At 64.3% G+C, this 18765-nt stretch carries 18 protein-coding genes; 15 read left to right on the forward strand and 3 right to left on the reverse strand.

From position 1 onward, the window contains the following. Nucleotide 1: 1 nt before the first annotated feature. Genes VGH98_15760 through gatB form a run of 5 tightly spaced genes read left to right on the forward strand, consistent with a single transcriptional unit; the run spans nucleotide 2 to nucleotide 6756 of the window. A complete protein-coding gene (locus tag VGH98_15760) occupies nucleotides 2-1150 on the forward strand; it encodes an ATP-binding protein (GenBank protein HEY2377434.1) in 1149 nt (382 codons plus the stop codon). Continuing rightward, nucleotides 1147-3504 (forward strand): UvrD-helicase domain-containing protein, encoded by a 2358-nt coding sequence (locus VGH98_15765; GenBank protein HEY2377435.1) that lies wholly within the window; start codon nucleotides 1147-1149, stop codon nucleotides 3502-3504. Before VGH98_15760 ends, VGH98_15765 begins: the two co-directional genes overlap by 4 nt. Further along, entirely contained in the window at nucleotides 3501-3809 is a 309-nt protein-coding gene (locus VGH98_15770; protein ID HEY2377436.1) for an Asp-tRNA(Asn)/Glu-tRNA(Gln) amidotransferase subunit GatC, read from the forward strand. The genes VGH98_15765 and VGH98_15770 overlap by 4 nt, the downstream gene beginning before the upstream one ends. Further along, on the forward strand, nucleotides 3806-5269 hold the full coding sequence (gene gatA, locus VGH98_15775) for an Asp-tRNA(Asn)/Glu-tRNA(Gln) amidotransferase subunit GatA (protein HEY2377437.1): 1464 nt from the start codon (nucleotides 3806-3808) through the stop codon (nucleotides 5267-5269). Before VGH98_15770 ends, gatA begins: the two co-directional genes overlap by 4 nt. Continuing rightward, nucleotides 5266-6756 (forward strand): Asp-tRNA(Asn)/Glu-tRNA(Gln) amidotransferase subunit GatB, encoded by a 1491-nt coding sequence (gene gatB, locus VGH98_15780; protein ID HEY2377438.1) that lies wholly within the window; start codon nucleotides 5266-5268, stop codon nucleotides 6754-6756. The genes gatA and gatB overlap by 4 nt, the downstream gene beginning before the upstream one ends. Here the strand turns inward: gatB and VGH98_15785 are convergent. From VGH98_15785 to VGH98_15795, 3 genes are read right to left on the reverse strand one after another with little or no spacing between them, the layout of a single operon-like run. Then, on the reverse strand, nucleotides 6726-7631 hold the full coding sequence (locus VGH98_15785; GenBank protein ID HEY2377439.1) for a zinc dependent phospholipase C family protein: 906 nt from the start codon (nucleotides 7629-7631) through the stop codon (nucleotides 6726-6728). The genes gatB and VGH98_15785 overlap by 31 nt on opposite strands. A gap of 58 nt (nucleotides 7632-7689) precedes the next feature. Continuing rightward, the gene (locus VGH98_15790) at nucleotides 7690-8070 is read right to left on the reverse strand and encodes a hypothetical protein (protein ID HEY2377440.1); all 381 of its coding nucleotides are present in this window, start codon (nucleotides 8068-8070) and stop codon (nucleotides 7690-7692) included. Continuing rightward, nucleotides 8042-8782 (reverse strand): DUF948 domain-containing protein, encoded by a 741-nt coding sequence (locus VGH98_15795; GenBank protein ID HEY2377441.1) that lies wholly within the window; start codon nucleotides 8780-8782, stop codon nucleotides 8042-8044. The genes VGH98_15790 and VGH98_15795 overlap by 29 nt, the downstream gene beginning before the upstream one ends. A 306-nt stretch (nucleotides 8783-9088) precedes the next feature. Between VGH98_15795 and murA the strand changes: the two genes are divergently transcribed. From murA to VGH98_15845, 10 genes are all read left to right on the forward strand, one after another. Next, a complete protein-coding gene (murA, locus tag VGH98_15800) occupies nucleotides 9089-10387 on the forward strand; it encodes a UDP-N-acetylglucosamine 1-carboxyvinyltransferase (GenBank protein ID HEY2377442.1) in 1299 nt (432 codons plus the stop codon). Further along, nucleotides 10384-11085 (forward strand): polyphenol oxidase family protein, encoded by a 702-nt coding sequence (locus VGH98_15805; GenBank protein HEY2377443.1) that lies wholly within the window; start codon nucleotides 10384-10386, stop codon nucleotides 11083-11085. The genes murA and VGH98_15805 overlap by 4 nt, the downstream gene beginning before the upstream one ends. A gap of 99 nt (nucleotides 11086-11184) precedes the next feature. Continuing rightward, nucleotides 11185-11697 (forward strand): ribosome maturation factor RimP, encoded by a 513-nt coding sequence (gene rimP, locus VGH98_15810; GenBank protein ID HEY2377444.1) that lies wholly within the window; start codon nucleotides 11185-11187, stop codon nucleotides 11695-11697. Between the two features lie 44 nt (nucleotides 11698-11741). Next, a complete protein-coding gene (gene nusA, locus VGH98_15815; GenBank protein ID HEY2377445.1) occupies nucleotides 11742-13103 on the forward strand; it encodes a transcription termination factor NusA in 1362 nt (453 codons plus the stop codon). A 29-nt stretch (nucleotides 13104-13132) separates the two neighbouring features. Then, on the forward strand, nucleotides 13133-13453 hold the full coding sequence (locus VGH98_15820; GenBank protein HEY2377446.1) for a ribosomal L7Ae/L30e/S12e/Gadd45 family protein: 321 nt from the start codon (nucleotides 13133-13135) through the stop codon (nucleotides 13451-13453). 9 nt (nucleotides 13454-13462) lie between these two features. Further along, complete coding sequence (gene infB / locus VGH98_15825; GenBank protein ID HEY2377447.1) at nucleotides 13463-16264, forward strand: translation initiation factor IF-2; 2802 nt, start codon at nucleotides 13463-13465, stop codon at nucleotides 16262-16264. A gap of 30 nt (nucleotides 16265-16294) precedes the next feature. Next, nucleotides 16295-16564 carry a DUF503 domain-containing protein gene (locus tag VGH98_15830; protein ID HEY2377448.1) on the forward strand — a complete coding sequence of 90 codons (270 nt, stop codon included), beginning with the start codon at nucleotides 16295-16297 and terminating at the stop codon, nucleotides 16562-16564. 3 nt (nucleotides 16565-16567) lie between these two features. Further along, nucleotides 16568-16969 (forward strand): 30S ribosome-binding factor RbfA, encoded by a 402-nt coding sequence (rbfA, locus tag VGH98_15835; GenBank protein HEY2377449.1) that lies wholly within the window; start codon nucleotides 16568-16570, stop codon nucleotides 16967-16969. Beyond that, nucleotides 16950-17816 carry a tRNA pseudouridine(55) synthase TruB gene (truB, locus tag VGH98_15840; protein HEY2377450.1) on the forward strand — a complete coding sequence of 289 codons (867 nt, stop codon included), beginning with the start codon at nucleotides 16950-16952 and terminating at the stop codon, nucleotides 17814-17816. Before rbfA ends, truB begins: the two co-directional genes overlap by 20 nt. Further along, nucleotides 17776-18750, forward strand: a complete 975-nt coding sequence (locus tag VGH98_15845; GenBank protein ID HEY2377451.1) for a bifunctional riboflavin kinase/FAD synthetase — start codon at nucleotides 17776-17778, stop codon at nucleotides 18748-18750. The genes truB and VGH98_15845 overlap by 41 nt, the downstream gene beginning before the upstream one ends. Nucleotides 18751-18765 lie beyond the last annotated feature (15 nt).

Genomic DNA, 18765 nt, shown 5'->3' on the forward strand with positions numbered 1-18765 from the left:
TATGCGCCGCGGCAGCCCCGAGCTGATCTTCGCCGCGCTGATCGCCCTGCTGCTCGGGTCGATTCTGTGGTACACGCATCATGTCGTCGGCGATTTGCGGCTCGAGGCTGCCCGATCGAGCCGTATCTACGCACGTATTTACCACGCGCTCGGAGACACGACCGAGGGCGCCGGAACGCAGGCACTGCTTGGGCTCTCGCGCAGCATCGTCGAGCAGGGCGTTCCCGTCATCGTCACGGACACGGCGGGTAATCCCACCGCAGCGGCGAATCTCCCATTCGAGGCGACCGACGTCACGCGCGACGCGCGCGTCCGCGCCTACGTCCGCCGGCTCGATGGCGAGAACGCGCCCATCGTCGATCCGATGGTCGGGCAAATTCACTTCGGTAACACGCCACTGGTCGAGGGACTTCGAATCATTCCCGTGCTGCAGGTCGCGACGGCGGCAATTCTCCTCATCCTCGGTTTCTATGTGATTCGCGTTCGCGGGAACGTGGCGCGCGAGCGGATCTGGGCAGGAATGGCGCGCGAGTCGGCGCATCAACTTGGAACGCCGCTCTCCAGTCTGGCCGGCTGGATCGAATTGTTGGAGGAGCGCGTCGAGGAGCCGTCGACGGCGGCTGCCGCGGGCCACATGCGCGCTGATCTCGAGCGACTGGATCGTGTCGCGCATCGCTTCGAGCGAATAGGCCGCGATCCGAAATGTGAGGCCGTCGATGTCGCCGTTCTCGTCGATCGTGTTGCCTCGTACTTTCGGGCGCGCGTGCCGACGCTCGCCAATACCATCACCATCGATGTCACGCACGATGGCGCGAACGCAGCGATCAGCGGCGATCCGGTTCTGCTCGAGTGGGCGCTAGAAGTGCTGACGAAAAACGCGATCGACGCGCTCGCGGGCCGCGGCGGACGCATTCGCATGTCGACGGCGCGCCAATCCGACGGCAGCGTGCGCATTCGCGTCGCGGACGATGGCCCGGGCATTCCCGCAAGCCTCCGCGCCGCGGTATTCGAGCCGGGATTCTCGACGAAGCAGAGCGGTTGGGGAATCGGACTCTCGCTCGCAAGGCGCATTGTCGAAGAGAATCATCGCGGGAAATTGGTTCTCGCCGCGGCCGACGCCGGTGCTACGTTCGACGTTATACTTCGATGATGGAAGCACCGACGACAACGACTCTGCAGGACGATTGTCTTCTCGACGGCCTCAATCCCGCGCAGCGCGAGGCCGTGCTGCATCGCGATGGTCCACTGCTCGTGCTCGCCGGCGCCGGATCCGGCAAAACGCGCGTGCTTACGATGCGCATCGCTCGGCTCGTCGAAGTGCACGGCGTCGATCCGAGCGCGATACTCGCTGTCACGTTCACGAACAAAGCCGCCGGCGAGATGCGCGAGCGCATCGAGCGCTTGCTCGGCCGGCCCACGAGGGGAATGTGGATCGGCACCTTTCACGCGATCGGTGCGCGAATGCTTCGCGCGGGCGCGCATCTCGTCGAGCGTACACCGGCGTACACGATCTACGATCAGGATGATTCGCTGGCCGTCGTGAAGCGATTGATGGAGCGTCACGGCGTGTCGCCGAAGCAATACGCGCCGCGTGCAGTGCAGGGCGCCATCTCGGACGCGAAGAACGCGCTGGTCTCGCCACCCGAGTACGAGTCGCTCGCGATGAATCCGTTCTCCCGCACGGTAGCGCCAATCTACCGCGATCTGGGCGAGGCGCTGCGCGTCGCCAATGCCGTCGACTTCGACGATCTCCTCGTCCTGCCCGTTAGGCTGCTGCGTGAGAATCCCAAGCAACTGGCAGCGTACCGCAATCGCTTCCGCTACGTGCTCGTCGACGAGTACCAGGACACGAATCGCGCGCAGTACGAGTTCGTGCGTCTCCTCGCCGGCGACATTGCCAACGTGTGCGTTGTCGGCGACGACGACCAGTCGATCTATGGCTGGCGTGGTGCCGACATCCGCAACATTCTCGACTTCAAGAAGGATTTTCCATCCGCCTCGATCGTTCGGCTCGAAGAGAACTATCGTTCGGCGCCGCCGATTCTCGATGTCGCGAACGCGGTGATCTCCGTCAACACCGGTCGCATGGGCAAGACATTGCGTGCGACCCGAAGCGGCGGCGAGCCCGTCACATCGGTGCGTGCGCTCGACGAGCGTGACGAAGCCGACTGGATCATCGAGGAGCTCACGAGCCTTCGTGGCATGAAGCATCTCGACCTCCGCGACTTCGCCGTCTTGTATCGTACCAATGCGCAAAGCCGCGCACTGGAAGACGCCATGAATCGTCACGCGGTCCGCTATCGACTCGTGGGCTCCGTGCGCTTTTACGATCGGCGGGAGATCAAGGATCTCATGAGCTACCTCAAGCTCATCGCGAACCCCGCTGACGACGAGGCCTTTCGTCGCGCGGTGTCCGTTCCGAAGCGCGGACTCGGTGAAACGACGCTCGAGATGCTCGCCGACGTGGCACGACGTGAACGCATCTCGCTCTTTGCAACGGCATCGCGCTCCGATCTGCTCGCTGGGATGCGTCCGGCCGCGCGTGGTGCGCTGGCACAGTTCATCGAGTTGATCGAGCGCTTTCGCGCGCAGGCCGAGGAGGCAGCGGTCGATGAGTTGTTGCGCGATCTCGTGGACGCCATCCGCTACGGCGACTATCTGAAGGCCGAAGGCCCCGAATCGTCAGATCGTCTCGACAACGTGAAGGAGCTCATCACGGGTGCTGCGGAGCTGGTGGCCGACGAGTTGGGCGAAGTCGGTTTGCGGCCGCTCGATCACTTTCTTCAGCGCGCGACGCTCGTCGCCGACGTCGATTCTCTGGATGGCGATGCGGACGCAGTGACGCTCATGACGCTGCATAACGCGAAAGGACTCGAGTTTCCCGTCGTCTTCATCAGTGGCCTGGAAGACGGACTCTTTCCTCTCGCGCGGGCGTATGACGAGCCTGCGCAACTCGAGGAGGAACGGCGGTTGTTCTACGTGGGCATCACTCGCGCCGAGCGGAAGCTCTACCTCACCTACGCGGAGGAACGTCGTCGCAACGGCGAGCTGCTCGCGTCCAAGCCGTCCAGCTTCGTCGAATCCATTCCCGACGCGATGCTCGACAAGCGGAGCACCGTCAAGGTGCGAAGCACCGGCCGCTCGGCGATGCGTGGGCCGTCGTTAGGTTGGGGCGGTGGTCGACGCTCCGGCCGGGATAGCGGCCGCTTCTCCTTCGACGATGGGTTCGATGCGCCATTCCCTCCTTCGGCAGCGGCGCGGCGCCCCGGCACGCCCGTTACCCGCGAAGGGTACTTTCCGGACGACGAAAACGCGTCGCAGGATGCGCCGATCATCGCCGTTGGCGCGCGTGTGCGCCACCGAAAGTTTGGCGCCGGCACCATCGCGGAGCTTGCTGGCTCGGGACGCGAGCTCAAAGCGAAGGTGGATTTCGACGACGAGTCCGTGGGTCGGAAGACGCTCGTCGTTGCGCAAGCGAATCTCGAGCGGGAGATCGGCTCGTGACCATCTCGCTCGACGACGTCCGACACATCGCAGCCCTCGCTCGCCTTGGCGTCAGCCGCGAGCAAGCGCGTGCGGCTGCCGTCGAGCTGAGCTCCATTCTCGAGCACATGCAGGTGCTGTCGCAGGTCGATACCGGCGATGGCGACCTCGATGGAATCGAGCAGGACGCAATGCTCTTGCGAGCCGATGCGGGTCCGCCCATTCCGTTAATGCGGCCGCCCACCGATTTCGCGCCGTCCCTGCGCGACGGGTTCTTCCTCGTTCCGCGACTCGCGACGCACGAAGATCCGGAACCGTCTCCGTGATTGACGGCCTCGGCGACGGCGCCGCGCTTGCCGCGGCTGCCATCCGCGATGCCGTGGCAAACGGTGTCCGGTCGCCGCACGAGATCGTCGACGCAGCATTCGAGCGCGCGGGAGAGGTCCGGGCAGGCGCGGACGGCCTCAATGCCTTCCTCTGGAGCGACGAAGCGGCCGCGCATAACGAGGCGGACGGCGTCACGACGAGCGTCGCGGCAGGGAAAGCGGGCGCGCTTGCCGGCGTGCCCGTCGTCATCAAAGACAACATCGCCACACTCGGTTCGCCAACGACGTGCGGCTCGCGGATTCTGGAGCACTATCGCAGCCCTTTCGAGGCGACAGTCGTTCGGCGCCTGCGCGAGGCCGGGGCGATCGTGATTGCCAAAACGAACCTCGACGAGTTTGCGATGGGCTCGTCCACCGAGTACAGCTCGTTCGGCCGAACGAAGCATCCGTTCAATCACGCTCTCGTGCCGGGTGGCTCGTCAGGCGGTTCGGCGGCTGCGGTCGCGGCAGGCATTACGCCGATTGGGCTCGGCTCGGAGACTGGTGGATCGGTGCGACAGCCGGCCGCGTTCTGCGGCATAGTTGGCGTGAAGCCGACGTACGGTCGCGTGAGCCGGTACGGTCTCGTTGCGTTTGCGTCGTCGCTCGATCAGGTGGGCGTCTTGGGCATCAGCGTCGACGATGCCGCGCTCGCGCTCGAGGTCATTGCCGGCCGCGACGCTCGCGACGCGACCACCATCGATCGAGAAGTTGTGAATTATCGAATGCCCGCGGGTTCGCTCGATGGCGTGGTGATCGGGCGGCCGCGCGAATACTTCCCGCCGCAGCTCGATCATCAAATCGCCGAGCACTGCGAGCGCGCACTCGAGCACTGTCGCGCGCTTGGCGCCAAGGTCCGCGACGTGTCGTTGCCGAGTACGAATCTCGCGATTCCAGTTTACTACATCGTCGCGCCCGCCGAAGCCTCGTCGAACCTGGCCCGATTCGACGGGGTTCGGTATGGATTGCGCGTCACCGATGACGGCTTGCGAGGGATGTACGAAGCGACGCGCTCCAACGGCTTCGGCCCCGAGGTCACGCGTCGAATTCTGCTTGGCACGTACGTTCTGTCCGCGGGCTACTACGACGCATACTATGCGAAGGCGATGCACGTGCGTTCGCTCATCGCACGTGATTTTGCAGCCGTGTTCGAGTCGGGCGTCGATGTCCTTTTTACGCCGACGACGCCGACGCCGGCCTTTCCCGCGGGGTCGAGGACGGATCCGTACGACATGTACCTGAGCGACATCTTCACGGTTACGGCAAACCTCGCTGGCATTCCTGCCATGTCGCTCCCAATCGGCCGCGTCGGCGGCTTACCCGTTGGCGGCCAGATCCTCGCGCCGCATTTCGCCGAGCGAAAGATGTTTGGCGTCGCTCGCGCGCTCGAGGGAGCGTTAGGCAGCGCGGCGCATCGATGAGCACTCGCGAATCCGTCGCCGGTCCGGAAACGCTCGATGCGCCGGCTTCCCGCGCCGGCTACGAGATGGTCGTCGGTCTCGAGGTGCACGTTCAGCTCCTGACGTGCACGAAAGCATTCTGCCTCTGCTCGCCCGAGTTCGGCTCGCCCCCGAATACGAACGTGTGTCCTGTCTGTCTCGGCTTACCGGGCGCTCTGCCGGTACTCAACGAGCACGTCGTCGATCTCGCCCTTCGCGCCGCGCTCGCACTGGACTGCGAGATTCATCCAATCTCGATCTTCGCGCGGAAGAACTACTTCTACCCCGATCTTCCCAAGGGCTATCAGATCTCCCAGTATGATCGCCCGATCGCGACGGGAGGACACCTGACGATCGAGAACGCCGATGGCTCCTCGACGGACGTCGGCATCACGCGCGTGCACATCGAGGAAGACGCCGGCAAGTCGATCCACGATCGGTATCCGGGCGCCAGCGCCATCGACCTCAACCGCGCCGGCGTACCGCTGATCGAGATCGTGACCGAGCCAGACATTCGTTCGGCGGCAGCCGCCGGCGCCTACCTCCGCTCCCTCAAACAGCTCCTCGAGTTTCTCGAGGTGAGCGACGTGAACATGGAGGAGGGAAGCCTTCGCGTCGATGCGAATATCAGCGCGAGACCGACGGGCACGACCGTCCTCGGCACGAAGACCGAAGTCAAGAACATGAACTCCTTCTCCGCGGTCGAGCACGCGCTCGAGGCGGAGTTCGCGCGTCAGATCGTCGTCCTCCAGGCCGGGCAACGAGTCGTTCAGCAAACAATGTTGTGGGACGCTGGTTCCGGAGTCGTGCGTCCGGCGCGGTCGAAGGAGGAGAGTCACGATTATCGGTATTTCCCCGATCCCGATCTTCCGCCACTCGTGATCGAGCTCGCACGCATCGAGCAGGTGCGCGGTGAGTTGCCAGAGCTGCCTGCCGCGCGCCGAACGCGTTATCGCCAGACCTACGCGCTCAACGCATACGATGCCGACGTCCTCACCGCAAGCAAAGCGTTAGGCGATTACTTCGAGGAAGTCGTGATGCAGCACGGCGACGCGAAGACGGTGGCGAACTGGGTGATGGGCGAGGTGCTGGCGTCGCTCAAGGTGACGAAACGCGACATCGAGCACTTTCCAATTCGCGCCGCTGATCTTGCCGAGCTCCTCAATCTCGTTCGCGATGATGTGCTCAGCGGCACCGCCGCCAAGAGAGTCTTCGCGATCATGGCCGAAACGGGCGAGCGCGCGCCGCAGATTGCCCAGCGCGAAGGGCTCGTTCAGGTGCGCGACGACGCTCCTCTGCGTGCCTGGGTCGAAGAAGTCATCGCCGAACACGAAGCCGAGGCGACCCGATTTCGCCGCGGGGAGCGTAAGCTCCTCGGCGTCCTCGTTGGATTCGTGATGAAAAAGTCGAACGGCCGGGCCGATCCGCGCCGCGTCAATCAGCTACTCGCCGAGCGGCTTGGGGCGTAGAGCGGCAGCTCGAGCTGCTGCGAGAACGTCAGCGCGGAGTTGGGCATCCCGAAATGCCGCTCGGCTTCTTCACGCAGCTCGTCGTCGCCTTCACGACGCAGTACGTCGCGTCGCACGCGCTTCGCGAGACGCAATGGGTGGTCGCCTGACGGATCGAGGCGATACGGCTCCGATTTTTCGATACGGCGCAGGAAATCGACGATGTAATCGAACGACCGCTCCAGGTAGCGGCCCACCTCTCCATCGGTGAGATCCCAGCGGCTGTTCTCTTTCATCAATTGAAAGATCCGCTGCCACGATTCGGAGTCGGCGACGACAACCATGCCCCGGAAGATCCGTCGATTCGTCGGCGTGCTGAAGATTGTCGGACTCAGTATCCGATCCAGCAATCCGTCGGATCGCGAGTGATCGAGCGTTATCAAATCACGCGCTCGGCGACTGTACCGCTCGCCAAGGTGCGTCTCGAAACGGCTCTCCCAGTAGCTGTGGCCGAGTGATGACGTGCTCGACGTGATCGCGAGCTGCTTCGGAACGAAGTAGTTGTGCGCAACGGCATCGGCGGCCAGGTGCGCGAGATAGCCTAACGCGAATGCGCGCAGCGGATCATCTTCGGCGCCGTCGTAGATCTCGAGCCCGACGGTCCACGAATGGCAGTGCCGCCCGGCCGGCGCGTATTTCTTCGCGATACTCGTGTCCGCCGCGATGGAGCCGTACAGAAAGTCGTATGGGTACGCGCGCAACAACTCGGCGATCGCCGACGGAAGCAAGTCGAGCGAGCGCATCACCGCTTCGCCGAGGAAGACGTGCGTTCCTGGAGTCCACGCATACGCCGCGGACGGAAGCAGCACCAGCGCTGCCCCTGCCAGCACGAGCATGACCAACAACGACGGCGCGTGCCTCGATCTCGGCGTGCCGCGTGTCGATTTGTGAATGCTAGATACCCAACCGTTTGCGTTGTCGTCGCAGCGCGCGCCGCAGATCGTGCAGCTCGGTCTCGACAACGTCATCGATTGCCTCCTGGGCCTTGCCGAGGTACTCGCGCACGTGATCGCGAATCTCGTCCCGCGGAATACGGTCCCAGAGATCGGTGCTTGCGTCGCGCGCCCACGATGCGCCCCGCGCGCCGAGCTCCGCCGCCCGGGCGCCGGCCCACTTCGCGCCAATGGCCGCGCCACGAAGCATCGGCGACACGGGCCGACGTCCCGACGGTCCCCGCCGAACCAGCATTGTCGTGCCGACTCCGATCGCGACTCCGATCAGTGCCGCTGTCAGCAAATCATACTGCTCATCCGTTGCTCCGCGGCCGCGCGCCAACGCCCGGCCTCCCGCGCTCGGCCCCGCGCCGTCGCGAACGGAGCCGCGGTCGCGCGACATCGTCCTCGGTCGCCTCGGCATCGCTGTCGTAGCCATCAGTCATCTCCTCCCTGGTATCTGCTTCGGTGTCCAGCTCGAGCTGATCGAGATCCTCGTCCTCTGTTTCCCGCTCCTCCTCCTGACTCGCAAACTTCGTCCCATTGCCGGGCTCGGACAGGGCGGAGGCGCTGGTTCGCACGCCTCGGACTGCCGACGCGGCCGACACGAACATCTGTTCCGCCTCCTCCTGGACCACTTTCAGGAGTGCGTTGAAGTCGCCGAGTCGATGTTCGGTCATCTGAACGGCTTGTTGTAACTGCTCATTCGCGCTCGCGATCGTCGCGTTGATCTTCTGCACGTCCGTCCGAATCGATGTCGTGATGTAGTTGACGTTGTCCGCAACCGAGGTGGCGTGACGCACGATCGGCTGCACGTCACCGTAAAAGCGTGCGAGCAGCCCGTTGATGCGCTGCATGCTTCGTCGAAAGTTCCAAGCGACAGGCACCAGGGCGATCACGAATAGACAGATCAGGATCGTGAGAACGCCGCTCGCGATTCCGGTAATCCGGTCGAACAAATTTGGCGTCGCGGCGATCTGTTTGGTGAAGATCGTGTCAGGCAGCGCGGCGCGCTGAACAAGCCATATGCCGGCCCACGTCATCGCTTGGAACATTGGGTCGACTCTCGCTGAGAAAGTGGTATCGCGCTGGAAGCGCGGCACGCGGCCGCCGCGATGCAAGTGCAAGGCAGAGGCCGCGCTATCCGTGATCGTAACCTGCGATCGGTAGCGAGTGCAAGCCGCGCTGTCCGCCGTTTCGGCTTTTGAAGTCCGCCGTCCGCAGCTGCGTCGTCCTCGCCAGCGCTGCCTGTCAGTTGCGCCTCAGGCAGCTGCGCCGTCTGCAGTTGCGCCTTCCCTCATTAGTTTGACGATGCGTCTGACCCGTTGTCGTCATAACCCAACGAAATTCCTCGAACGCTCATGGCCGCACTGCAGTATGTCGTCGAGGGTGGATCCAAGCTCTCTGGCACCATTCGCCCGTCAGGCAACAAGAACGCCGCCCTGCCGATCGTCGCCGCCGCGCTCCTGTCGGAAGAGCAGGTCACACTCGAGAACGTTCCCCGCATCCGCGACGTCGAAACGCTCGTTGAGCTCATCAAGTCCGCGGGCGTGTGCGCGGAATGGAGGCAGCGCAACACACTCGTCATCGACGCGAAGACGGTCCGATCCGCGGAGCTCGATCCACAGCTCTGTAAGAAGATCCGTGCGTCGATTCTCCTCGCCGCGCCGATGCTCGCCCGCTGTGGCGAGGTCACGCTGCCACCTCCTGGAGGTGACGTCATCGGTCGTCGTCGACTCGATACGCATTTCCTCGCCTTACAACAGCTCGGCACTCACTTCGATCTCGGTGAGGCGTACAAGCTGAGCACGAAGCAGCTCCGCGGCGCCGACATCTTTCTCGACGAGCCCAGCGTCACCGGCACAGAGAACGCACTCATGGCAGCAGTCGCCGCCAAGGGCGTGACCAAGCTTCGTAACGCGGCATGCGAGCCACATGTGCAGGACCTCGCGCGTTTTCTCATCTCCATGGGTGCATCGATCGAGGGCATCGGAACCAACGTGCTCACGATTCAGGGCGGCCGACCGCTCAACGGCACCACGCACACGATCGGTCCCGACCACATCGAGGTTGGTTCATTCATAGGCCTGGCCGCGGTCACCGGATCGGAGCTGCGAATTGCCAGCGCGGGCGTTGAGCACTTACGCTCGATTCGCCTTGGCTTCGGTCGTCTGGGTGTGGAGTGCAAGACCGAAGGCGACGACCTCATTGTCCCCGCGAAGCAGGAAAAGACGATCCAGAGCGATCTCGGTGGGCACGTTCCCAAGCTCGAGGACCAGCCATGGCCGGCGTTCCCCGCGGACGTGATGTCGATCGCGATCGTGACCGCGACCCAGTGCGAAGGCGTGATCATGATGCATGAGAAGATGTTCGAGTCGCGAATGTTCTTCGTCGACAAACTCATCGGTATGGGCGCGCGAATCATCCTGTGCGATCCCCACCGCGCGGTCGTCGTCGGTCCCTCGCGGCTGCGCGGTGCGCAGGTGGAATCGCCCGACATCCGGGCCGGAATGGCAATCTTGTTGGCCGCGCTGTGCGCGACCGGCGAGAGCACGATCGACAATGTCGGTCAGATCGAGCGCGGTTACGAGCGAATCGACGAGCGCCTACGCGCGCTCGGCGCCAAGATCGAGCGAGTCGAGGAACGCCGGTCGACGTGACGATCCTCTCGGAATCCGAGACGGTCGACGACTTCGCGCCTTTCGGCATCACTGCTTTCACGACAACGCGCGCCAGTGGCTCCTTTGGACTAGCGTCCGACGAGCCCTCGGCTCACGTGATGAAGCGCTGGCGCCAGCTGCGCGAGGAACTTCGCCCGGGTGGGGTTCGCCTCGCGTCGGCTTCGCAGGTGCATGGCGCCAGAGTGGTGGTACATGGCGCTGATTGGGACGGCTGGCTCCGCGTTGACGAGGCGGACGGACACGTCTCGGCTTACCGCGGCCTCGCACTCGTCGTCACTGTCGCGGACTGCGTACCGGTGTTTGTCGCCCATCCCTCAGGTGCGGTGGCGCTGTTGCACTCCGGATGGCGAGGTACCGCCGCTCGAATCGTCGAGCGCGGAATCGACGCGCTGGCCCAGCGCGGATTCGCGATCTCCGAGCTGCGGATCCATTTGGGACCCGCGATTTGTGGCAAATGCTACGAAGTCGGTGCCGACGTTTATCGCCAGCTCACCGGTCGCGACTCGTCAGGCACAACCACTTGCGTCGATCTCAGAGCGCTGATCGCGGACCACGCCCGCGGCGCTGGCGTTCGGCACGTCACGAGCAGCTCTTTCTGCACCCGCTGCGACAATGATCGCTTCTACTCGCACCGCGCAGGCGAGTCTGGCCGACAGCTCGGGGTGATACTCGGCTGAGCCGCGGAACGTCGTAGTCGACAGTCTGCCTTCAACTTGACGGGCCTCTCCGCGTGGCCTAGCTTACGTCGCGCGCGGCACCAGGGGCCGCGGGACGAAATGTGGGGGATGCTCCCCACATTTTTTTGTTCCGCTAACCTTCCTCGATACCACATGAGCGATGAGCTGGAAAACGTTATTCGCCAGGAACTTGAAGGTTCTGGCTACGAGTTCGTCGAGCTGCGGCGAGGGGGTACGCGCAACCGTCCGCTGATCGAGGTTCGTATCGATCGTCGGGATGGCAATCGGGTGGCAGTGAGCGACTGCGCGACGGTGTCGCGAGCAATTGAGGCCCGGTTGGACGGCAGTACAATCGTACCTGAGAATTACGAGCTGCAAGTTTCCTCGCCAGGCGATCGGCCGTTGCGGTCACCAGGCGATTGGAAGCGGTTCGTCGGAGAATGGGCGAACGTCCTCAGCCCGGCGCAGGGCGGACGATTCGAGGGAAAGATCGCAGCAGTCGAAGGCGGAGAAGGCGCCGAGGTGGTCGTGCTCGAGCTGGAGCGCGGTCCGGAACGACGCATCCCGCTGTCGGACGTGAAAGAAGCTCGGCTCGCGTTTCACTTTAAATAGACGGCATCGGAGGGGACGCACTTGCCTCCGAACGAGGTGTCGGGATGATCGGTTCAGCAGAGATTCTCGCGGCGTTCCGGGAGCTGTCGAACGTCAAGCAGCTCGACCGGGCGGAGCTCTACGGGTTGCTGCAAGACGGCATAATGGCGGCGCTCGCGAAAAAATATGGGCCGAACGTTCAAGCCGAGGTCGACATCGACGACGGCAAGGGCGAAATCCGCATCGTTCTGCTCAAGGACGTAGTGGAAGGCGTCGAAGACGCCAGCCGCCAGATCTCGGTCGAGGACGCGCGCAGCTACGACGAAGGGTTCCAGGTCGGCGACGTGCTCGAGGAACCGATCGACTTCGCCGTCTTTGGCCGCGCCGCGGTTCAGGCGGCAAAGCAGCGAATCATCCAGCGCGTGCGGGAGGGCGAGCGCACTCGCATCCGCGACGAATTCGCTACCCGTGTCGGTGACCTCCTGTCCGGCGAGATCCAGCAGATCGAGCGCGGCAAGCTCGTCGTTATGCTCAACAAGTTTCGCGAAGCGGAAGCGATCATTCCCTATCGCGAGCAGAATCATCGCGAGCACTTCCACCAGGGCGAGCCGATTCGCGCCGTCCTCAAGCGCGTCGAGGAGACCCCGAAGGGGCCGCGTCTCATTCTGAGTCGCGCCGACGCCTTGTTCGTGAAGGCGCTCTTCAAGCTCGAGGTCCCGGAGATTCAGCAGGGAATCGTCGAGATTCGCGCGACGGCCCGTGAGGTCGGCAGCCGCACGAAGATCGCCGTTTTTTCGCGCGACGATTCGATCGATCCGGTCGGCGCGTGCGTCGGCCTCAAAGGCTCACGCGTGCAGGCAGTCGTGAACGAGTTGGGCGGCGAGCGTATCGACATCGTACCCTGGTCACCCGACCCGGAGCGGTTCGCGAAGCTGGCGCTTGCGCCGGCGAAGGTTGCGCGTGTCTTCAGCGACCCGACCACAAAAACCATTCAGGCCGTCGTCGATGAGGATCAACTCTCGCTCGCCATCGGCCGCAATGGTCAGAACGTGCGGCTCGCGTCAGAGCTCACGGGCTGGAAGATCGATCTCTACTCGAGCCGCGAGTGGCTGGAGCGCGGGACAGATTCGCCGCTCTTCGCCCCGTTGCCCGAGGAGTCCGACGAGATGGCCGATGTCCGGCTCTCGGATATCCAGGGCTTGCCGCCAGCCACCGTCGCGGTGTTGGAAGACGCTGGATATCGGACGCTCAACGACATCATCGATCTCGAGCGTGAGGATTTGCTAAAGCTTCCCGGCATTGCTCCGGCGGAGGCCGATCGCATCATGGGAATCATCGACGAGTTGACTACCGAGGACACCTCCGACGAAGCCGCCGGTGGTGGCGAACGCTCGACCGAGCCGGGGGAAGCGGGGTCGACAGCCTGAACGCGTCAACAATCTCCGTGGAGCGAGGTGTGTCCGAGCGCGTGCTCCGATTGATCGGGCTTGGCGTGCGTGCACGGACGGTGGTCATCGGCGTCGAGCAAGTGCGCGCCGCGGCGAAGAAGGGCACCTTGGTGTTCGCCGTCGTTGCTCCCGACGCGTCGGCACATAGTCGGGGGAAGGTTGTGCCGCTGCTACGGGCACGTGGTGTTAATTTCGTTGAGGGGCCAACGGCTGCCGAACTCGGCGCCGCCGTTGGACGAGAGCAGACGGCGGCTGTCGGCGTCACGGACGCGCAGCTTGCCCGTGGTATTCGCGCGCTCGTGGCTACGAGCGTCGTCAGGGATTCGTAGGAGGGGTGTTTGAGCAAGCTTCGCGTGCATGACATGGCTGGTGAATTCGGGATCTCGTCCGACGAAGTGATCGTCTTGCTTCGTCAAATGGACATTCCCGTTCGCAGTCATTTGAGTTTGCTCACGGATGACCAGATCGCACGCCTTCGTGCCCGCTGGGAGCGCGAGAAGCGGGCGCGCGCCGAGAAACAAACCGCACCCGCGACAACCACGCGTCGCCGACGATCGTCAGCGGTTGCACCGGTGGCCGAGCCTGCCGCCGCCGTCGCCGGCGATGCCGGCATTCGTCGTCGCCGCCGCAGCGAGATCCCCGTTGCGCCGGTCGACGTCGAGGAAACTGCGATCGCGCCGTCCGAGTCGCCTAACGAAATCGCCGCCGAATCGACATTCACGGTCGAGCACGAGGCAGAGTCGGTCACCGAGCGCACCGCGCCGGCGGAAGCCGCGCCTCACGAGCCGCCAACGGTCGAGCGTCGGCCAGCCCCGCCAACTCCCCAATCGGCGACCGGGGAGCACGAGCGTGTACAGCCGCCGCGATTCACCGAAGAAACGCGTACGCCCATTGCGCCGGCTCACGCAGGTGGCTCTACGTCGCATGCGCCGCCGGCTCGGCCAGCAGGGCCGTCGTCCGTCTCGGGCATGCCGGATCGGCCTCGCCCGCGTCCCATTACGCCGGGTGCTCCGCGTCCGCGTCCCGTGGCGAGCAGTGGCTCCTTCATGCCGCCGCGCCCAATCGCTTCGGCCGCACCCGGCGGTACGGCGACGCCTGCACGCCGCGACGATCGCCAGCAATCAGGTGGTGGTGGTGGTGCTGGTAGTGGCGGAGGTGGCGGTGGTGCTGGAGCGCACGTCGATCGCGGCCGTCGCAAGAAAGGAAAGCGCGGTGCCGTCGATCAAGAGGCGGTGGATGCGAACATTTCAAAGACGATGGCAACGCTCCGCGGCGCTCCACAGCGACGGAGCTCGAGCGATCTCCGACGTGGTGCCCGCGAGGAGATTGAAGCCGCACGCGCGGCGGAGCTCGAGCGCGAGAGGAAGACCGTCCGCGTCAACGAGTTCATCACCGTCAGCGAGCTCGCGCAGATTCTGAAAGTGCCGGCGACGGAGATTGTCGCGTTCGCGTTCAAGAATCTTGGATTGATGGTCACCATCAATCAGCGCCTGGATTTCGATCAGATCGAGCTGATTGCAAGTGAGTTCGGCTTCGAGGCTGTTCGCGAAGATGCCTATCAGGCCGAGGAAACGGGCACGGAGACCGTCGATCGGCCCGAAGATCTCCAGCCCCGGCCGCCGGTCGTCACCATCATGGGTCACGTCGACCATGGCAAGACGTCACTGCTCGACTACATCCGAAAGGCGAACGTCGTCGCGGGAGAGGCGGGTGGCATCACGCAGCACATCGGCGCCTACCACGTCACCCTGCCTAACGGCAAGGAGATCAGCTTCCTCGACACGCCGGGCCACGAGGCGTTTACCGCCATGCGTGCGCGCGGTGCGCAGGTCACGGACATCGTCGTGCTCGTCGTCGCGGCCGACGACGGCATCATGCCGCAGACCATCGAAGCGATCTCGCACGCGAGGAATGCCAGCGTTCCGCTCATCGTCGCGATCAACAAGATCGATTTGCCGCAGGCCAATGCGTCGCGCGTGAAACAGGAGCTGCTGCAACACGGCGTCGTACTCGAGGAGTTCGGCGGTACGGTGCTCTCGGCGGAAATCTCCGCCAAGAAGGGCACGAACATCGACGCGCTGCTCGACGGCATCCTGCTCCAGGCGGAAATCCTCGATCTCAAGGCGAACCCCGATGGTCGTGCGGAAGGCACGGTGGTCGAGGCGCAGCTCGATCCGGGGAAGGGTCCGGTCGCTACGGTGCTCGTTCGCAACGGAACCCTCAAAATCGGCGACGACTTCATCTGCGGTCTCTTCAGCGGCCGCGTTCGCGCGCTGTTCGACGAGCGCAGTAAGACGGTGAAGGCTGCGGGTCCAGCGATCCCGGCACAGGTGCTGGGCGTCGAAGGCGTCCCGATGGCCGGTGACAAGCTGCTGGTCGTCGAAGACGCGACAGCGGCGCGCGAGGTTGCACAGCGTCGCCAGCGTCTCGACCGTGAGGCGAAGAGTCGCCGGACATCGCGTGCCGGTGTCTCGCTCGAGGATTTCATGGCGCAGTCGGCCGCGGGCGAGCTGCGAACGCTTCGCATTCTCATCAAGGCGGACCAGGGCGGTCCGGCCGAGGCGCTCGCCGACGCGCTTGGCAAACTCTCCACGAGCGAAGTCAACGTGGAGATCGTGCACCGCGGCGTCGGCGCGATCACCGAGGGCGACATCCTGCTCGCGAAAGCGTCGGGCTCGATCATCCTCGGCTTCCATGTACGCCCGGACAACAACGCGCGCACCGCTGCCGAGCGCGAGGGTGTCGACATCCGGCTCTATCGCATCATTTACGAGGCAGTGAACGACGTTCGCTCGGCATTGGAAGGACTGCTGCGTCCGGAGCAGCGCGAAGTCATTCTTGGCGAGGCCGAGGTGCGCGAGGTGTTCAAGATCTCTCGCATCGGTACGATCGCCGGCTGCTCCGTTCGGAGCGGCCTGATCAATCGACAGGGTCGGGTTCGGATCATCCGGGATGCCGTGGAGGTCTACGACGGCACGATCGCCTCGCTTCGTCGTTTCAAGGAAGACGTGCGCGAGGTGCGCGAAGGCTTCGAGTGTGGCATCGGCATCGAGAACTTCAACGACCTGAAGGTCGGCGACGTCATCGAGTGCTACCGCACCGAACAGGTGGCGCGCACGCTCGAGGCGGCGCCGCGCTAATCGACCGTCGACAGGCTCGTGGTCATCGGCGTGCGCTCGTTCGAGTTGCACCTCGCGGCCGCCCACTCGCTCAAGGACAAGCGGTCGGTGCTCAAGAGTCTCAAAGATCGGCTGCATAACGAGTTCAACGTCTCGGTCGCCGAGACGGCTCGCCACGATGCGTGGCAATCCGCGGAGTTGACGGTCTGCGTCGTCTCCACGGAGCGCCGGCACGCCGAGTCCGTTCTCGAATCCGTCGATCATTTCATCGACGCCAATCCGCAGTGCCGCATCGTCGACACCGCGACCAGCTTTCTCTGACGCATGGCGAGCAATAACCGTCGTCCGGATCGCGTGGCTGAAGCGATCCGTGTCGAAGTCGCGACTTTTCTCAGCCAGGACGTGAAGGATCCACGGATCGTCGGTCTCGTCACCGTGACGGGCGTCGACGTTTCGCGCGATCTCCACGTCGCGACGGTCTTCGTGAGCATTTACGGATCGGCGTCCGAGCGCGCGGCAACTCGCGATGGCCTCGACAGTGTCGCGAGCCACTTGCGCGCGCGCGTTGGACGTGCACTTCGTCTCCGCGTCGCGCCCGAGATCGTCTTCAAGCCGGACGAAAGCATCGCCCGCGCGGCGCGCATCGAGACGCTGCTCTCGCAATTGAAGGATACTCCCGCGTCCGAGTCTTCCGATCGTCCGTCCCGTGAGGACGACACCGACTGACGGTGTATTGCTCGTCGACAAGCCTGCCGGGATGACGTCGCACGACGTCGTCGCCGTTGTCCGGCGCGCGCTCCATACGCGGCGTGTTGGTCATACGGGTACCCTCGATCCCTTTGCGACGGGATTGCTCGTCGTATTGATTGGGCGCGCGACTCGTCTTGCGCAGTTCGTCGACGACGAGCCGAAGGTCTACGACGCCACCATCGAATTTGGCAGAGAAACGACGACCGACGACCTAACGGGCGAAACGACGCGCCAAGCGAATCCACCGGCCGCTTCGGACATCGATCGCGGCGTTCGCGAGCTCACCGGCCAAATCGAGCAGCGACCACCCGACTACTCGGCGAAGAAGCTCGGGGGTCGTCGCGCCTACGCGGCCGCGCGCGCCGGTGAACCGCTGGACTTGCCGCCGGCTTCCATTTTCGTTCGCGAGTGGCTCGTGCGCCACCGAACGTCGACGACACTCGACGTGACCATAACGTGCGGCGGCGGGACGTATGTTCGTGCGCTCGCGCGGGATCTCGGGCGACTCACGGGGAGCGCGGCGCACCTCACCGCGCTGCGGCGAACGCGCAGCGGCGTATTTGACGTCGCTCGAGCAATTTCCGTCAGCGCGCTGGGGGAGGAGCATCCGCCGGCGTTGTTGCCGTTACGTTCAGCGATTCCTCATCTGGCGACGCGACGCGTCGCCGACGCGGAGCTCCGCCGCGTGCAGCACGGCAACGTCGTCGACGCCGAGGGCGATGCGAGTCTCGTCGCCCTCGTCGACGATGACGGTGAGCTGGTCGCGCTCGCGGAGCGCGAAGGTGCCGTCCTCCGTCCTCGCGTCGTCGTGCGCGATGCCTGACGCGCGAGAGATGGCGACCGCCCTGCCGCGCCTATCGTTAGGTTCGGTGATCACCGTCGGCACCTTCGACGGGGTTCACCGCGGCCACCGTGATCTGCTCGCGCGTGTCGCCGCGCGCGCCTCGGCGCGCTCGCTTCCGAGTTTGCTCGTCACGTTCGATCCGCATCCGCTCGAGGTCGTGAATCCCACGGCCGCGCCACCCCTCCTCACGACCACCGAGGAGAAGCTCGAGGCCATTGCCGAGAGCGGTCTCGAGTACGCTGCGGTCGTGCCATTTACTCCCGCCCTTGCCGCTCTCGACGCGATCGAATTCGTCGAGCGGATTCTGCTCGATCGATTCTGTGTGCGCGAGCTCATCATCGGCTACGATCATGGGTTTGGCCGCCGCCGCGCCGGTGACGTCAACATGCTTCGCGAGCTCGGCAAGCGGCACGACTTCCTGGTCGGTGTCGTCGATGCCGTTTCGCTCAATGGATTGCCTGTGTCGTCGAGCGCGATTCGACGCGCGGTCTCGTACGGGGATTTGGCGGGCGCACATCGGATGCTCGGTCGGCGCTACGCGTTCAGCGGACGCGTCGGTCATGGCGACGAGCGCGGGAGGCTGCTTGGGTTCCCGACGCTGAACGTCAGGATTCCGTCAGCGCGAAAACTTCTTCCGCCAATGGGTGTATACGCGGTCCTCGTTCAATCCGAGCACGGTTCGTTCGGTGGAATGATGAACCTCGGTCCGCGTCCCACATTTGGAGATCTGGCGTTGTCTCTCGAGGTGCATCTCTTCGGTGCGAGCGGCGATTGGTACGACTCCTGTGTGCGAGTGGAATTCGTCGAGCGGCTGCGTGACACGATGCGCTTCGAGTCTCCGGACGCGCTCGTTACGCAGCTCCGCGCGGACGAACGCGCGGCGCGTGCTGCGTTGACTCAACTCGAAGTGTGAGATACCCTTAGAAGC

Source organism: Gemmatimonadaceae bacterium (genome assembly GCA_036496605.1).
Taxonomy (GTDB): Bacteria; Gemmatimonadota; Gemmatimonadetes; order Gemmatimonadales; family Gemmatimonadaceae; genus AG2.

What these genes read in the sequence shown, in the direction of transcription:
- VGH98_15760 (HEY2377434.1), top strand. Translation starts at nt 2, where the DNA reads ATGCGCCGCGGCAGCCCCGAGCTGATCTTCGCCGCGCTGATCGCCCTG.
- VGH98_15765 (HEY2377435.1), top strand. Translation starts at nt 1,147, where the DNA reads ATGATGGAAGCACCGACGACAACGACTCTGCAGGACGATTGTCTTCTC.
- gatB (HEY2377438.1), top strand. Translation starts at nt 5,266, where the DNA reads ATGAGCACTCGCGAATCCGTCGCCGGTCCGGAAACGCTCGATGCGCCG.
- VGH98_15785 (HEY2377439.1), bottom strand. Translation starts at nt 7,631, where the DNA reads ATGCTCGTGCTGGCAGGGGCAGCGCTGGTGCTGCTTCCGTCCGCGGCG.
- VGH98_15795 (HEY2377441.1), bottom strand. Translation starts at nt 8,782, where the DNA reads ATGTTCCAAGCGATGACGTGGGCCGGCATATGGCTTGTTCAGCGCGCC.
- murA (HEY2377442.1), top strand. Translation starts at nt 9,089, where the DNA reads ATGGCCGCACTGCAGTATGTCGTCGAGGGTGGATCCAAGCTCTCTGGC.
- rimP (HEY2377444.1), top strand. Translation starts at nt 11,185, where the DNA reads ATGTGGGGGATGCTCCCCACATTTTTTTGTTCCGCTAACCTTCCTCGA.
- nusA (HEY2377445.1), top strand. Translation starts at nt 11,742, where the DNA reads ATGATCGGTTCAGCAGAGATTCTCGCGGCGTTCCGGGAGCTGTCGAAC.
- rbfA (HEY2377449.1), top strand. Translation starts at nt 16,568, where the DNA reads ATGGCGAGCAATAACCGTCGTCCGGATCGCGTGGCTGAAGCGATCCGT.